Source organism: Mesorhizobium sp. IMUNJ 23033, from assembly GCF_044778005.1.
GTDB classification, from domain to species: domain Bacteria; phylum Pseudomonadota; class Alphaproteobacteria; order Rhizobiales; family Rhizobiaceae; genus Mesorhizobium; species Mesorhizobium amorphae_A.
Map to the genome: position 1 here is coordinate 274774 of NZ_JBJACT010000004.1, position 13442 is coordinate 288215.

Annotated in this window: 8 protein-coding genes and 1 pseudogene; 3 read left to right on the top strand and 6 right to left on the bottom strand. The window is 63.9% G+C overall.

The window, feature by feature from the left end:
* The first annotated feature begins 24 nt into the window (after nucleotides 1–24).
* A complete protein-coding gene (locus ACFX5Q_RS06560; protein ID WP_404276288.1) occupies nucleotides 25–1251 on the top strand; it encodes a DUF459 domain-containing protein in 1227 nt (408 codons plus the stop codon).
* On the opposite strand, the gene ACFX5Q_RS06565 is transcribed toward ACFX5Q_RS06560, so the two are convergent.
* Both ACFX5Q_RS06565 and gltB read right to left on the bottom strand, forming a co-directional pair.
* Nucleotides 1248–2702 (bottom strand): glutamate synthase subunit beta, encoded by a 1455-nt coding sequence (locus ACFX5Q_RS06565; protein WP_404276290.1) that lies wholly within the window; start codon nucleotides 2700–2702, stop codon nucleotides 1248–1250. The genes ACFX5Q_RS06560 and ACFX5Q_RS06565 overlap by 4 nt on opposite strands.
* Nucleotides 2703–2844: 142 nt before the next feature.
* Nucleotides 2845–7581: a glutamate synthase large subunit gene (gene gltB, locus ACFX5Q_RS06570; protein ID WP_404276291.1), complete on the bottom strand. Its 4737-nt coding sequence runs from the start codon at nucleotides 7579–7581 to the stop codon at nucleotides 2845–2847.
* 474 nt (nucleotides 7582–8055) lie between these two features.
* On the opposite strand from gltB, the gene ACFX5Q_RS06575 reads away from it, so the two are divergent.
* On the top strand, nucleotides 8056–9120 hold the full coding sequence (locus ACFX5Q_RS06575; RefSeq protein WP_404276292.1) for a threonine aldolase family protein: 1065 nt from the start codon (nucleotides 8056–8058) through the stop codon (nucleotides 9118–9120).
* Here ACFX5Q_RS06575 and ACFX5Q_RS06580 read toward each other — a convergent pair.
* Nucleotides 9117–9868: pseudogene (locus ACFX5Q_RS06580) on the bottom strand (sulfite exporter TauE/SafE family protein). The gene ACFX5Q_RS06575 and the pseudogene ACFX5Q_RS06580 sit on opposite strands and share 4 nt — an antisense overlap.
* Before the next feature lie 162 nt (nucleotides 9869–10030).
* The gene (locus ACFX5Q_RS06585; RefSeq protein WP_404276294.1) at nucleotides 10031–10498 is read right to left on the bottom strand and encodes an Hsp20 family protein; all 468 of its coding nucleotides are present in this window, start codon (nucleotides 10496–10498) and stop codon (nucleotides 10031–10033) included.
* Nucleotides 10499–10964: 466 nt separating this feature from the next.
* Between ACFX5Q_RS06585 and ACFX5Q_RS06590 the strand changes: the two genes are divergently transcribed.
* A complete protein-coding gene (locus tag ACFX5Q_RS06590) occupies nucleotides 10965–11921 on the top strand; it encodes an alpha/beta fold hydrolase (RefSeq protein WP_404276295.1) in 957 nt (318 codons plus the stop codon).
* 34 nt (nucleotides 11922–11955) lie between these two features.
* Here ACFX5Q_RS06590 and ACFX5Q_RS06595 read toward each other — a convergent pair whose 3' ends face one another.
* Both ACFX5Q_RS06595 and hisN read right to left on the bottom strand, forming a co-directional pair.
* On the bottom strand, nucleotides 11956–12468 hold the full coding sequence (locus ACFX5Q_RS06595; RefSeq protein WP_404276297.1) for a DUF1579 domain-containing protein: 513 nt from the start codon (nucleotides 12466–12468) through the stop codon (nucleotides 11956–11958).
* Between the two features lie 105 nt (nucleotides 12469–12573).
* Complete coding sequence (gene hisN / locus ACFX5Q_RS06600) at nucleotides 12574–13347, bottom strand: histidinol-phosphatase (RefSeq protein ID WP_404276298.1); 774 nt, start codon at nucleotides 13345–13347, stop codon at nucleotides 12574–12576.
* Nucleotides 13348–13442: the final 95 nt, after the last annotated feature.

A 13442-nucleotide genomic window follows, 5' to 3' on the forward strand; every position in this document is an offset into this window, starting at 1 on the left:
GCTGACTTAGAAACGGGGGAATACTTGGTTTCGGTTGCGCGTATCCGGGTGATCCTTCGCCGCATGCCGATCCTGCTTCTGGCGATCGCCGTCCTGGCTGTCGCTGCAGCCAGCGCCTTTCACACGCCGGCCCTGGCGCAAGAGCAGCAAAATCGCGGCTGGTCGCTACGCGATCTCTTGTTTCCGCGCCGCAGCGAGCGGGTCGAACCACCGCTCGACATCCAGAAGGCGAGGCCGAAGTCCAAGACGAAAAAAAGTCGGCCCCGCCTCCCGGTCGAACCAGTGACGCCTGTCGTGGAAAAGACGCCGGATGCCCGCGTCGTCCTGGTGGTCGGTGATTTCATGGCGAGCGGCCTCGCCGAAGGCCTGGACACCGCCTTTGCCGAGAGCCCCGGCGTCAGGATCGTCGCGCGCAGCAACGGCTCATCCGGTTTCGTGCGCGACGATTTCTACAATTGGCCGGAACAGATCAAATCGCTGATCGAGACCGAAAAACCGGCGGCCGTGGTCGTCATGCTCGGCTCCAACGACCGCCAGCAGATGAAGGTCGGCGACGTGCGCGAGCAGCCGCGATCGGAGAACTGGACCAAGGAATATGAACGCCGGACAGATGCGTTCGGCAGCGCCATCGCCGCCGCCAAGGTGCCGTTCCTGTGGGTCGGCATGCCCGCGTTCCGGGTCTCGAAAATGACCTCCGACATGCTGGCCTTCAACGACATCTACCACTCGGCGGCACAAAAGCATGGCGGTGAATTCGTCGATGTCTGGGACGGTTTCGTCGACGAGAACGGCGCCTTCGTCACCAGCGGCCCCGACATTAACGGCCAGCCGGTGCGCCTGCGCTCCGACGACGGCATCAACGTGTCGAAGGCCGGCAAGCGCAAGCTTGCCTTCTATACTGAAAAGCCTCTGATGAAGATCCTTGGCATCACCGCGCCGGGAGGCGCGGTGACAGCCTCCGCCCCCGCTGGCGCCCCGGTCGAAGCGCCGGCGCCGGCCGCCGCTCCGATCGTGGTCGACCGCACCCCGCCAATGCTGCTTGGCGATCCGGCGCTCGATGGCGGCTCTGAGCTTCTCGGCGCCGCGCCGCCGGTAAAGGGCAACCCGAACTTGCCCGGCGAAAAACTTGTCATCGAAGGCAAGGCGCCCGACGCCTCGCCCGGCCGCGCCGACGATTTCTCCTCGCCACCGAAAATCCAGCCCGCCACGGCTGCCGTCGTGACCGACAAGACGACGGCAATCACTCCTTAGCGGGGCAGAACGCTCGATCCCATGAGCGCCTCGTCGATCGAACGCGCCGCCTGGCGGCCTTCGCGAATAGCCCAGACCACCAGCGACTGGCCGCGGCGCACATCGCCCGCTGCGTAGAGCCTGTCGACGCTGGTCCTGTAATCGAGGTCATTGGCCTCGACATTCCTGGAACGCCGGCTGTCGGTGGCGATCTTCATCTGCCCGTCGAGTTCCGTGACCACGCCAGCGGCTGCAGGCCCGGCAAAGCCGATGGCGATGAAGGCGAGGTCGGCACGGATGACGAATTCGGTGCCGGCGATCGGCTTGCGCTTGTCGTCGACCTCGCAGCACCTGACGCCGGTCAGCTGGCCCTCTTCGCCGATGAATTCGAGTGTCGCCACCTGGAATTCGCGCTCCGCACCCTCGGCCTGGGACGACGAGGTCCGCATCTTGGTCGCCCAATAGGGCCAGACCGCGAGCTTGTCTTCCTTCTCCGGCGGCTGCGGCCGTATGTCGAGCTGGGTGACGCGGACCGCGCCCTGCCGAAAAGCGGTGCCGACGCAGTCGGAGGCGGTGTCGCCGCCGCCGACGACGACGACATGCTGGCCGCTGGCGATGATCGGATGCGAAGGCCAGGCCACCGACTGGATCGGCTCGCCGCCGACGCGCTTGTTCTGCTGCACCAGGTAGGGCATCGCATCGTAGACGCCGCCGAGATCGTCACCGGGGATGCTGGCGGCGCGCGGCGTTTCCGAACCGCCGCAATAGAGTACCGCATCGTACTCGGCGAGCAGTTCGGCCACAGGCTTGTCGACGCCGACATTGACGCCGCAATAGAAGGTCACGCCCTCGCCCTGCATCTGCTCGATGCGGCGGTCGATATAGTGCTTCTCGATCTTGAAGTCGGGAATGCCGTAGCGCATCAGCCCGCCCGGGCGGCTTTCGCGCTCATAGACATGCACGTCGTGACCGGCGCGACCGAGCTGCTGCGCGGCCGCCATGCCAGCCGGCCCCGAGCCGATGACGGCGACGTGCTTGCCGGTCTTCTTCTCCGGCGGATAGGGCCGGATATGACCGGTCTCGTAGGCCTTGTCGGCGATCGCCTGCTCGACGGTCTTGATGGCGACCGGAATGTCCTCGAGGTTCAGCGTGCAGGCTTCCTCGCAGGGTGCCGGACAGATGCGGCCGGTGAACTCCGGGAAATTGTTGGTCGAATGCAGGTTGCGGATCGCATTGTCCCAGTCGCCATTGTAGACGAGGTCGTTCCAGTCCGGGATCTGGTTGTGGATCGGACAGCCGGTCGGCCCGTGGCAGAACGGAATGCCGCAATCCATGCAGCGCGCGGCCTGTTTCTCGACCTCCTTGTCCGACATCGGCAGCGTGAATTCGCGGAAATGCCGGATGCGGTCGGAGGCCGGCTGGTACTTGTGCACCTGCCGGTCGATCTCGAGAAAGCCTGTTACCTTGCCCATAGTCCAGTCCCTGCTGTCCGAAGGCACGCTCGTCGGCGCACCCGTTAACCTCATAAGGCAGCCATGGCAACCTTCAGTCCGAGGTCAGGATTGTTGATGAGGTGTCGGCCGGGAAGCCTTGCTCCCCGGCAACGCCCAAAGCCTATTCCGCCGCCACGCTCATGCGCATGCGCTCCATCTCGATCAGCGCGCGGCGATACTCGACCGGCATGATTTTCCGGAATTTCGGCCGGAAAGCCGTCCAGTTGTCGAGGATTTCGCGACCGCGCACCGAACCCGTAAAGTGGACGTGGTTCGAGATCAGCTGATAGAGCCGCTCTTCGTCGTGGCTGGTCATGTCGCCGGAGACGTCGACGCGGCCCTTGTGGTCGAGGTCGCCGCCATGATGGAGCAGCTTCTCCATCAGATCGTCTTCCTCCGGCACCGGCTCAAGCTCGACCATCGCCATGTTGCAGCGCTCGGCGAAGTCGCCTTCCTCGTCCAGCACATAGGCGACGCCGCCCGACATGCCGGCGGCGAAGTTGCGGCCGGTTTTGCCGATGACGACGACGATGCCGCCGGTCATGTATTCGCAGCCATGGTCGCCGACGCCCTCGACGACGGCGGCAACGCCCGAATTGCGCACGGCAAACCGCTCGCCGGCGACGCCGGCGAAATAGGCCTCGCCCTCGGTCGCGCCGTAGAGCACGGTGTTGCCGACGATGATGGACTCAGCCGCGACAATCTTGGCCTCATCCGGCGGACGGATGACGATGCGGCCGCCCGACAGGCCCTTGCCGACATAGTCGTTGCCGGCGCCGACCAGCTCGAACGAGATGCCGCGCGCCAGGAAGGCGCCGAAGGACTGGCCGGCGGTGCCGGTGAGCTTGACCGAGATCGTGTCCTCGCGCAGGCCCTTGTGCTTGAAGCGCTTGGCCACTTCGCCCGACAGCATCGCGCCCGCCGAACGGTCGACATTGCGGATCGGCAGCTCGATGGTCACCGGCTGCTTGGCTTCCAGCGCCGGCTTCGCCAGCTCGATCAGCTTGCGGTCGAGCACGTCGTCGATCGGGTGCTTTTGCCGCTCGGTCCAGTGCACGGCCTCATGCGGGGCGTCCGGCTTGAAGAACATCTTGCCGAAATCGAGCCCCCGCGCCTTCCAGTGCTGGACCACGTCGCGCTTCTCCAGGAGATCGGTATCGCCGATGATCTGGTCGAGATGGGTGAAGCCCATTTCGGCGAGCAGCCCGCGCACCTCTTCCGCAACATAGAAGAAGAAGTTGATGACGTGCTCGGGCGTGCCCTTGAAGCGCTTGCGCAGCACCGGGTCCTGCGTTGCCACGCCGACCGGGCAGGTGTTGAGGTGGCACTTGCGCATCATGATGCAGCCGGCCGCGATCAGCGGCGCGGTCGAGAAGCCGAACTCGTCGGCGCCGAGCAGCGCGCCGATGATGACGTCGCGCCCCGTGCGCAAACCACCATCGACCTGCAGCGCAACGCGTGAACGCAGGCCGTTGAGCACCAGCGTCTGGTGCGTCTCGGCGAGGCCCATTTCCCACGGGCTGCCGGCATGCTTGAGCGAGGTCAGCGGCGACGCACCGGTGCCGCCGTCATAGCCCGATATGGTAATGTGGTCGGCGCGCGCCTTGGCAACGCCGGCCGCAACCGTACCGACGCCGACTTCCGAGACCAGCTTGACCGAGACGTCGGCCGCCGGGTTGACGTTCTTCAGATCGTAGATCAGCTGCGCCAGATCCTCGATCGAATAGATGTCATGGTGCGGCGGCGGCGAGATCAGGCCGACGCCCGGTGTCGAGTGCCGGACCTTTGCGATGGTCGCGTCGACCTTGTGGCCGGGCAGCTGGCCGCCCTCGCCGGGCTTGGCGCCCTGCGCGACCTTGATCTGCATGACGTCGGAGTTGACCAGATATTCCGCCGTGACGCCGAACCGCCCGGAAGCGACCTGCTTGATCGCCGAGCGTTCCGGGTTCTTGCCGCCGCCGGGCAGCGGCAGATAGCGATCGGCCTCTTCGCCGCCCTCGCCAGTGTTCGACTTGCCGCCAATCTGGTTCATGGCGCGCGCCAGCGTGGTGTGCGCCTCACGCGAGATCGAGCCGAACGACATGGCCCCGGTCGAGAAGCGCTTGACGATATCAGCCGCCGACATCACGTCCTCGAGCGCGACCTTCTTGCGACCGCTCTCTTCCGCCAGCTTGATCTTGAACAGGCCGCGGATGGCTTGCGCCCGCGCGGTCTCGCTGTCGATCTGCGCCGAATACTCCTTGAACGTCTCCCACGAGCCCTGGCGCACGGCATGCTGCAAGGTGGCGACCGCGTCGGGTGACCACATGTGGGCCTCGCCGCGCATGCGGAAGAGATATTCGCCGCCAACCTCCAGATTGTTGCGCAGCACCGGATCGTTGCCGAACCCGTCCGTGTGACGGCTGACAGTCTCGCCAGCAACCTCGTCCAGCCCGACGCCTTCGATCAGCGTCGCCGTGCCGGTGAAATACTTCTCGACGAAGTCAGACTTCAGCCCGATGGCGTCAAAGATCTGCGCGCCGCAATAGGACTGGTAGGTCGAGATGCCCATCTTGGACATCACCTTGAGGATGCCTTTGCCGATCGACTTGATGTAGCGCGAGACGACTTCGTAGGCGTCGACCTCGGCCGGCAGCTCGCCGCGCTTGTGCATGTCGAGCAGCGTGTCGAAGGCGAGATAGGGATTGATCGCCTCGGCGCCATAGCCGGCGAGGCAGCAGAAATGATGCACCTCGCGCGGCTCGCCGGATTCAACAACGAGACCGACCGAAGTGCGCAATCCCTTGCGGATCAGGTGGTGGTGAACCGCGGCCGTGGCGAGAAGCGCCGGGATGGCGATGCGGTCCGGCCCAAGCTGGCGGTCGGACAGGATGATGATGTTGTAGCCGCCGGCAACAGCAGCTTCGGCCCGCTCGCAGAGACGCTCGACAGCGCCCTGCATGCCGGCAGCGCCCTCGCTCGAGCCGTAGGTGATGTCGATCGTCTTGGTGTCGAAACGGTCCTCGGTGTGGCCGATGGAGCGGATCTTTTCGAGATCGCCATTGGTCAGGATCGGCTGGCGCACTTCGAGCCGCTTGCGGCGCGAATTGCCGACCAGGTCGAAGATGTTCGGCCGCGGCCCGATGAAGGAGACCAGGCTCATCACCAGCTCTTCGCGGATCGGATCGATCGGCGGGTTGGTGACCTGGGCGAAGTTCTGCTTGAAATAGGTGTAGAGCAGCTTCGACTTGTCCGACATCGCCGATATCGGCGTGTCGGTGCCCATCGAACCGACCGCTTCCTGGCCGGTGGTGGCCATCGGCGACATCAAAAGCTTGGTGTCTTCCTGGCTGTAGCCGAACGCCTGCTGGCGATCGAGCAGGCTGACATCCTTGCGCAGCGCGCGCGGCTCGACCGGCTTCAAATCTTCCAGGATGAGCTGCGTGTTGGCGAGCCAGCTCTTGTAGGGGTGTTTGGTCGCGATCTCCGACTTGATCTCCTCGTCGGAGATGATGCGGCCCTTTTCCAGGTCAATCAAAAGCATGCGACCCGGCTGCAGCCGCCACTTCTTGACGATCCGCTCCTCCGGCACCGGCAGCACGCCGGCTTCGGAAGCCATGATGACGCGGTCGTCATCGGTGACGATGTAGCGCGCCGGGCGCAAGCCATTGCGGTCGAGCGTGGCGCCGATCTGGCGGCCATCGGTGAACACGACCGCCGCCGGTCCGTCCCACGGCTCCATCAGCGCGGCATGGTATTCGTAGAAGGCCTTGCGGTCTTGATCCATCAGCTTGTTGCCGGCCCAGGCTTCCGGGATCAGCATCATCATGGCGTGGCTGAGGCTGTAGCCGCCCTGGAACAGGAATTCGAGCGCGTTGTCGAAGCACGCGGTGTCGGACTGGCCTTCGTACGAGATCGGCCAAAGCTTCGAGATGTTGTTACCGAACAATTCGGAATCGACCGACGCCTGCCGCGCCGCCATCCAGTTGTTGTTGCCGCGTACGGTGTTGATCTCGCCATTATGCGCGACCATGCGGTAGGGATGCGCCAGCTTCCACGACGGAAAGGTGTTGGTCGAGAATCGCTGGTGGACGAGGATCAGCGCGGTCTCAAAACGCGGATCGATCAGATCCTTGTAATAGGCCCCGACCTGATAGGCCAGGAACATGCCCTTGTAGACGATGGTGCGCGCCGACAGCGACACGCAGTAGGAACCGATGTCCTTGTTGTCGTTCTCCGCGTAGATGCGGCCCGATATGACCTTGCGCAGCAGATAGAGCCGGGCCTCATACTCCTCGTCGTCGGTAATGTCTGCCGTGCGGCCGATGAAGACCTGCCGATGGAACGGCTCGGATGCCACGATGTTAGGAGCCTTCGACAGGGACGAGTTGTCGACGGGCACGTCACGGAACCCGATCAGCGGCAGCCCCTCGGACTGCGCCGATTCGGCGATGATGTCCTCGATATGGGCGCGCAATGCTGCGTCGTGCGGCATGAACCAGTGTCCGACGCCGTACTGACCCGCCGGCGGCAGGTCGATGCCCTGCGCGGCCATCTCCTCGCGGAAGAAACGATCTGGAATCTGCACCAGAACGCCGGCGCCGTCGCCCACCAGCGGATCGGCACCGACGGCGCCGCGATGCGTCAGGTTTTCGAGCATGGCCAGCCCGTCCTTGACGATCTGGTACGACTTCACGCCCTTCATGTTGACGATGAAGCCGACGCCACAGGCGTCGTGCTCGTTGCGCGGATCGTAAAGACCCTGGGCGGCGAAGCCGTTGGCGGTGCGCCCTACGTTGGTCAGGGACGTATTTTTGACGGTAGCCGCTTTCGTCTGCGCGGCCTGGCCGTTGATCGCAGATAGCGTCAATTCCGTCATCGTCCTGTCCTCCGTTCCCAGCCCTTCAGGCGCTGGTTTGCCTCGGGAAGCGCATAGCTTCCCCTTCATCCTTGCTGCACGTCTTGCGAAATCCTTGCCGAACCATGCGGCTTACCGCCCGGTTCGTATCCGGTATCGTACAGGCCAGAGCCGAGCCGTCTACCCGTCGCTCGCGGCAGGAGAGGCCCAAATGATACGCCAATCCAGCCTGATTTGTGCGACAAAATAAGACAGCACTACTGTCCTAAATTTTTATGACAGAAATCGCAGGCGTGCACAAGACCGATTCACAAAAATCTCGAGCCCTTCACGACAGAAAATTACGCGTGAGAGGGTAGAAACGTAACCTTCAGTCGCCACCCGCACCGCCTGGCTTGGCTGGCTTTACTGCTTTTCCAGCGCTTGGCCCTTGCGCGTCAAACCCCAAAGCAGCCATGGTCCCGCCCGTTTTTCAAACCAGATACGGACCTCTCAATGTTCTTTGCATCCGACAACTGGGCGGGCGTCCATCCCGACATCTCGGCCAATCTGTCCCGGCACGCTGCGGGCATCGCGACCGCCTATGGCGACGGCGAACTCGACCGCGCCGTCTACCGGCGCTTCAGCGAGATTTTCGAACGGGAGGTCGCGGTGTTCTTCGTCGCCACCGGCACGGTGGCCAACGCGCTCTCCATGGCGACATGCAATCGTATCGGCGGCGTCGCCTTCTGCCAATCCGAGGCGCATATGAACGTCGATGAATTCGGTGCCGCGGGCTTCTATACCGGCGGAGCGCGCATGTCGCCGGTCCCTGGGCCATTGGGGCGCATCAATCCGCAGGCTCTCGACCGCGCCATCACACGCTATTCGCAGGACCTCGCCCCCGCCGGCCAGCCGATGGCGGTGACGATCACCCAGGCGACCGAGGTCGGCACGGTCTACACCGTCGACGATGTCAAAGCCGTGTCTGAGGTCGCTCGCCGCCACAAGCTGCCCCTGCACATGGACGGCGCGCGCTTCGCCAACGCCGTTGCCGCGACCGACATTTCGCCTGCGGAAATGACCTGGAAGAGCGGCGTCGACATCATCTCCTTCGGTGGGACCAAGAACGGCTGCTGGATGGCCGACGCGGTCGTGGTCCTCAACCCCGACATCGGGCATGATCTGCGCCTGCTGCGCCAGCGCGCCGGACAGACCTTCTCGAAGGCGCGCTTCATCTCGGCCCAGTTCGAAGCCTATTTCACCGACGATCTCTGGCTGAGGATGGCGCGCCACGCCAACGCCATGGCCGCGCGACTGGCCGAGACGATCGAAGACGCTCCAGCAGGCAGGCTCGCCTGGCTGCCGCAGGCCAACGAGGTATTCGCCATCCTCGACCGCGCCAGTGCCGAAAAGCTGCAGGCGGCCGGCGCCAAATTCTACGAATGGGGCGTACCCCAAGGCTTCGACGGCCACCTCGGCGACAATGAAGCGATCTACCGTTTCGTCGCCAGCTTCGCGACGACAACAGAGGAGGTCGACCACATCGGTCATTTGCTTATCGGGCAAGGAAATGGCTAGGCCAGAAATGGCCGTGCCAGCAGTTCCAGGCCGAGCAGGATCAGGAAGATCAGGAACCAGCGCCGGAAGGTCTCCGGGCTGATCCTCTGCCCGAGCAGTTGGCCGAGCCACATGCCGAGCAAGGCCGGCGCGACGGCCAGCGCTGACATCGCGATATGCTCGACCTCGAATGCGCCATGCGAGGCGAGGCCGACTGCCAGCGCAATGGTCGACACCGTGAAGGAAAGACCCAGCGCCTGGATCAGGTCGTCCCGGCTCAGCCCCAGCGCCTGGATATAGGGCACCGCAGGCACGACGAACACGCCAGTGCCGCCGGTGACAAGGCCGGTGAGGAAGCCTATGGCCGGCGACCACCAGCGCTCTGCCTTGGTCGGAATGCTGAGCTGCCGTGCCAGCAGCGTGTAGGCGGCGTAGAGCACCAGCGCGGCACAAGGCCAGCGGTCGTCCATTTGACGTTGTCGCTGGCCAGCAGCCTTGCCCCGGCAACTGTGCCGATAAGGATGCCGGCCATCATCAACCACAGCCGGCGCAGGATCGATGCAAAGCTCGGGCCCGCGAAGAGCTGCCAGACATTGGTGACGAAGGACGGGACGATCAGCAGCGACGCGGCCGTGACCGGCGGCATGACGGTGCCGAGAAGCCCCATTGCCAGCGTCGGCAGGCCCATGCCGGTGACACCCTTGACGATGCCGGCGAGCAGGAAGGTGATGGCGATTGTGCCCGTCAGCGCCAGGGAAAAATCAGACATGCCCTCGATCCGTTCGCAGGACGAAAACCTCGTTCAGCGAGGCTTGCCGCGAAAGGGCCAGTATCCTTGGTTGGGGATGGCACAGACATCGAGGCAAACAAAAAGCGGCGCCTTTCGGCGCCGCTTTCGTCTCGGGAGGAGACGGTTTGTAGTCAGCCTGCATTACGCAGCGGTCTTGGTCTCGATCTGCTTGGCCTTGGCCGAAGTCGCGGTGATCGCGATCTTGCGCGGCTTCAGCTCCTCGGGGATGTTGCGCTTGAGGTCGACGAAGAGCAGGCCGTTCTTCAGCGTGGCGCCGACGACATCGACGTGGTCCGCAAGCTGGAAGCGGCGCTCGAAAGCCCTCGAGGCGATACCGCGATAGAGCAGTTCGGAACCTTCGCCATTGCCCTCCTCCTTGCGCTCACCTTTCACGGTCAGCACATTGCGGTGGGCCTCGATGGAGATCTCGTCTTCCGAGAAACCGGCAACCGCCATCGAGATGCGATAGGCGTCCTCGCCGGTGCGCTCGATGTTGTAGGGCGGGTAGGTCTGCGCGCTCTCAGGCTGGGCAAGCGAATCCAGCATGGTGAAGAGACGATCGAAGCCGACGGTGGAGCGATAAAGCGGGGAAAAATCAACGTGACGCATGAGGTGTTCTCCTGTTGAGCAACATGGTTTGCGTTTGGCCGGTGCGAAACCCGAGACGGCGTTCCGGATAGGCCAGCGGTCCCGACATTGGCGACCGCATCAGACATTTGGGGAGCGCAAAAGCGCATTTCAAGATTTTTGCCGGCCGGCGAATTCGCGCTTCGATGAACGGCAGATGAACCGCTGCTTTGGCGCCCGTTCAGCCAGGCAGCGCTAGAGTGCGGCCAGGATCAAAAACAAGCGGCACTGGAAAGCGCCGCGACGAGGCCGAACCGGGTGTAACGTCCCTTCCTCCCGGATCGACAGAGGCCGGAAGCACGCCGCAGGCTGCTTCCGGCCTCATTCGTTGCCGGAAGTTGCTGCCTTTCCCTTCCAACCGGAAGCCCTTTGCTTTTGCCGCGTTGGCGTCTATCACCGGGCCTGCGCCTCGCAGGGCTAGGGCGCGACACGAAAAACGAAACGCCGAATGACGGACCTCTTCCACGAATTTCCTGGCAATCCGTCACCGGTAAACGCGGCAGGCGGTTACTTCACCACCCACGACCGCAAGCTGATCCGCTACGGCCTTTTTGGCGCCGTAACCCGCCCGATCAAGGGCACGGTGGTGGTGCTGACCGGCCGCAACGAGTGCACCGAGAAATATTTCGAGACCATCCGCAACCTTACCGAAAGAGGCTTTGGCGTTGCCACCTTCGACTGGCGTGGCCAGGGTGGCTCCGACCGGCTGATCCGCGACCGGCAGCGCGGCTATGTCCGCAGTTTTCGCGACTACGCCAGCGACCTGGAACAATTCTTCGAAGAGATCGTGCTGCCCGATTGCCGCGGGCCTTATTATATCCTGGCCCATTCAGCCGGTGCGGTGGTCGCCCTGCTTGCCTCGCCCTCGATGGTCAACCGGGTACGTCGCATGGTGCTGATCGCCCCTTTCCTGACCTTGCCCGACCTTCCGGTCTCGATCACGACCGTTCGCCGCGTCTGCACACTTTTTTGCCTTCTGGGTCTCGGCCGGCTTTATGCCGCATGGGGACCGCGGCCGAAGCAGACCACCCCCTTCGCCGTCAACAAGGTGACATCGGATCCGGAGCGCTACCGCCGCAACACGGGGATCTACGAAGCCTATCCGCAATTGGCGCTTGGCGGCCCGACGATCCGCTGGCTGAAAGCCGCCGCCGAAGCTTCCGAAGCCGTAAGCGATCCGGACTTTGTCGCCGCGATCCAGGTCCCCATGCTGGTGATCGCCGCTGGCGCCGACAAAGTCGTTTCGACCAAGGCGGTGGAGGCCTATGCCAGGCGTCTGCGCGTCGGCTCGCTGCTGATGATCGACGGCGCGCACCATGAAATCCTGCATGAGGCAGACATGTATCGCGAGCAATTCCTCGCCGCCTTCGATGCCTTCATCCCAGGCACCGGCGACGACACCTGAGTGACAGCAATCCGCAGGCGCGGACCCTCGGAGATCAGGCCTGACGGGCGAATTCCATGATCCAGTTGGTTTCCCAGGTCTTGCCGCCATCCGGCGAAAAGGCCTGCTCCCAGCGCGCAGACTTTTCGGTGATCCCCGACCAGAGGAAGCGGACCCGGATCGGACGGCCTTCGAAGACGTCGTCGCACAGGAACGTGCCGATGCCGCCCTCGAACGACCCGCGCATCGGCACGTCGATGGTCAGTGGATTGCGGCCGTCGATCCACCAGATCGACCACTGCTTCGTCGCCGGATCGAAGGTCCGTACCGTGGCGGCGCGATAGGCGCCGCCGGGCAATTCAATCACATTGTCGTCGACATTGCCGAGCCCGCCGAGGATCGGGCGCACGTCACACGTTCCGCCAAACATGTCCCAGTTGGTATCATCAGCCAGCCGCGTGCGCAGCCGTCGATGGCTGACCGACCAGCGTCCGTGGAAGAAATCGAAATCGTTGCGGCCGTCCGCGGGATCTTTGTCGGAACGGCCGGCTTTTGACTGCGTCTGCATGTGCGATCCTCCCTCAGGTGAAATCCTTCTATAGCGGAAGGATACTGACACCTGCCTGTCAGGAGGGTTGGGCAGGCATGGCGAAAAGACGGGGCCTTGCCCGGCTCAGCCGCGCAGCGCCGCCATCGCGGCAGCGTGCAACTCGGGTGTTGCAGCCGCCAGGATATCTCCACCTTTCTCGGCCGGACCGCCGTCGAAGGTGGTGACGACGCCGCCGGCCTTTTCGATGATCGGGATCAGCGCCACGATGTCGTAGGGCTTCAGCCCGGGATCGGCGACGACGTCGACGCTTCCCGCCGCGACCATGGCGAAGGCATAGCAATCGGTGCCGTAGCGGGCGAGTTGGACCTGCTTTTCGAACTGGTCGTAGCGGGTGCGCGCCTCGCCCTTGAACAGTGCCGGCGTGGTGGTGAACAGCGTCGCTTTGCTGAGCTCCGTCGTCTTGCGCGTCGCAAGCTTGCGCGGCCCGCCCGGCCCCTCATAGTGGGACCCGGAGGCGTTGGCGTAGAACAGCTCGCCGGTGAAGGGCTGCGACATCAGACCGGCGACGGCATCGCCGTCGACCGTGAACCCGACCAGCGTTCCCCAGACCGGCAGGCCGGAAATGAAGGCACGCGTGCCATCGATCGGATCGATCACCCAGACATGCCTGCTGGATATGTTCTCACTGCCATGCTCCTCGCCCAAAATGCCGTGATCGGGATATTCCGCCGATATCAGCGCCCGGATCACCCGCTCGGCCTCGCGGTCTGCCTCGGTGACCGGATCGAAGCCGCCCGCCTCCTTGTTGGCGACGGCGCCCTGGCTGCGGAAGCGCGGCAAGGTCTCGGCAGCGGCGGCATGTGCGATGCGCCGCATGAAATCGATGCTGATATCCAACTGATTCTCCCGCGTTGCAGCATGTCATTGCCGGTGATTTCGCGCCGGAGCAAGGGCTTGGAGCCCTCCAGCGCCACGACCCACTGTTGCCTGAA

What these genes read in the sequence shown, in the direction of transcription:
- ACFX5Q_RS06595 (WP_404276297.1), bottom strand. Translation starts at nt 12,468, where the DNA reads ATGCAGACGCAGTCAAAAGCCGGCCGTTCCGACAAAGATCCCGCGGAC.
- gltB (WP_404276291.1), bottom strand. Translation starts at nt 7,581, where the DNA reads ATGACGGAATTGACGCTATCTGCGATCAACGGCCAGGCCGCGCAGACG.
- ACFX5Q_RS06585 (WP_404276294.1), bottom strand. Translation starts at nt 10,498, where the DNA reads ATGCGTCACGTTGATTTTTCCCCGCTTTATCGCTCCACCGTCGGCTTC.
- ACFX5Q_RS06565 (WP_404276290.1), bottom strand. Translation starts at nt 2,702, where the DNA reads ATGGGCAAGGTAACAGGCTTTCTCGAGATCGACCGGCAGGTGCACAAG.
- ACFX5Q_RS06590 (WP_404276295.1), top strand. Translation starts at nt 10,965, where the DNA reads ATGACGGACCTCTTCCACGAATTTCCTGGCAATCCGTCACCGGTAAAC.
- ACFX5Q_RS06575 (WP_404276292.1), top strand. Translation starts at nt 8,056, where the DNA reads ATGTTCTTTGCATCCGACAACTGGGCGGGCGTCCATCCCGACATCTCG.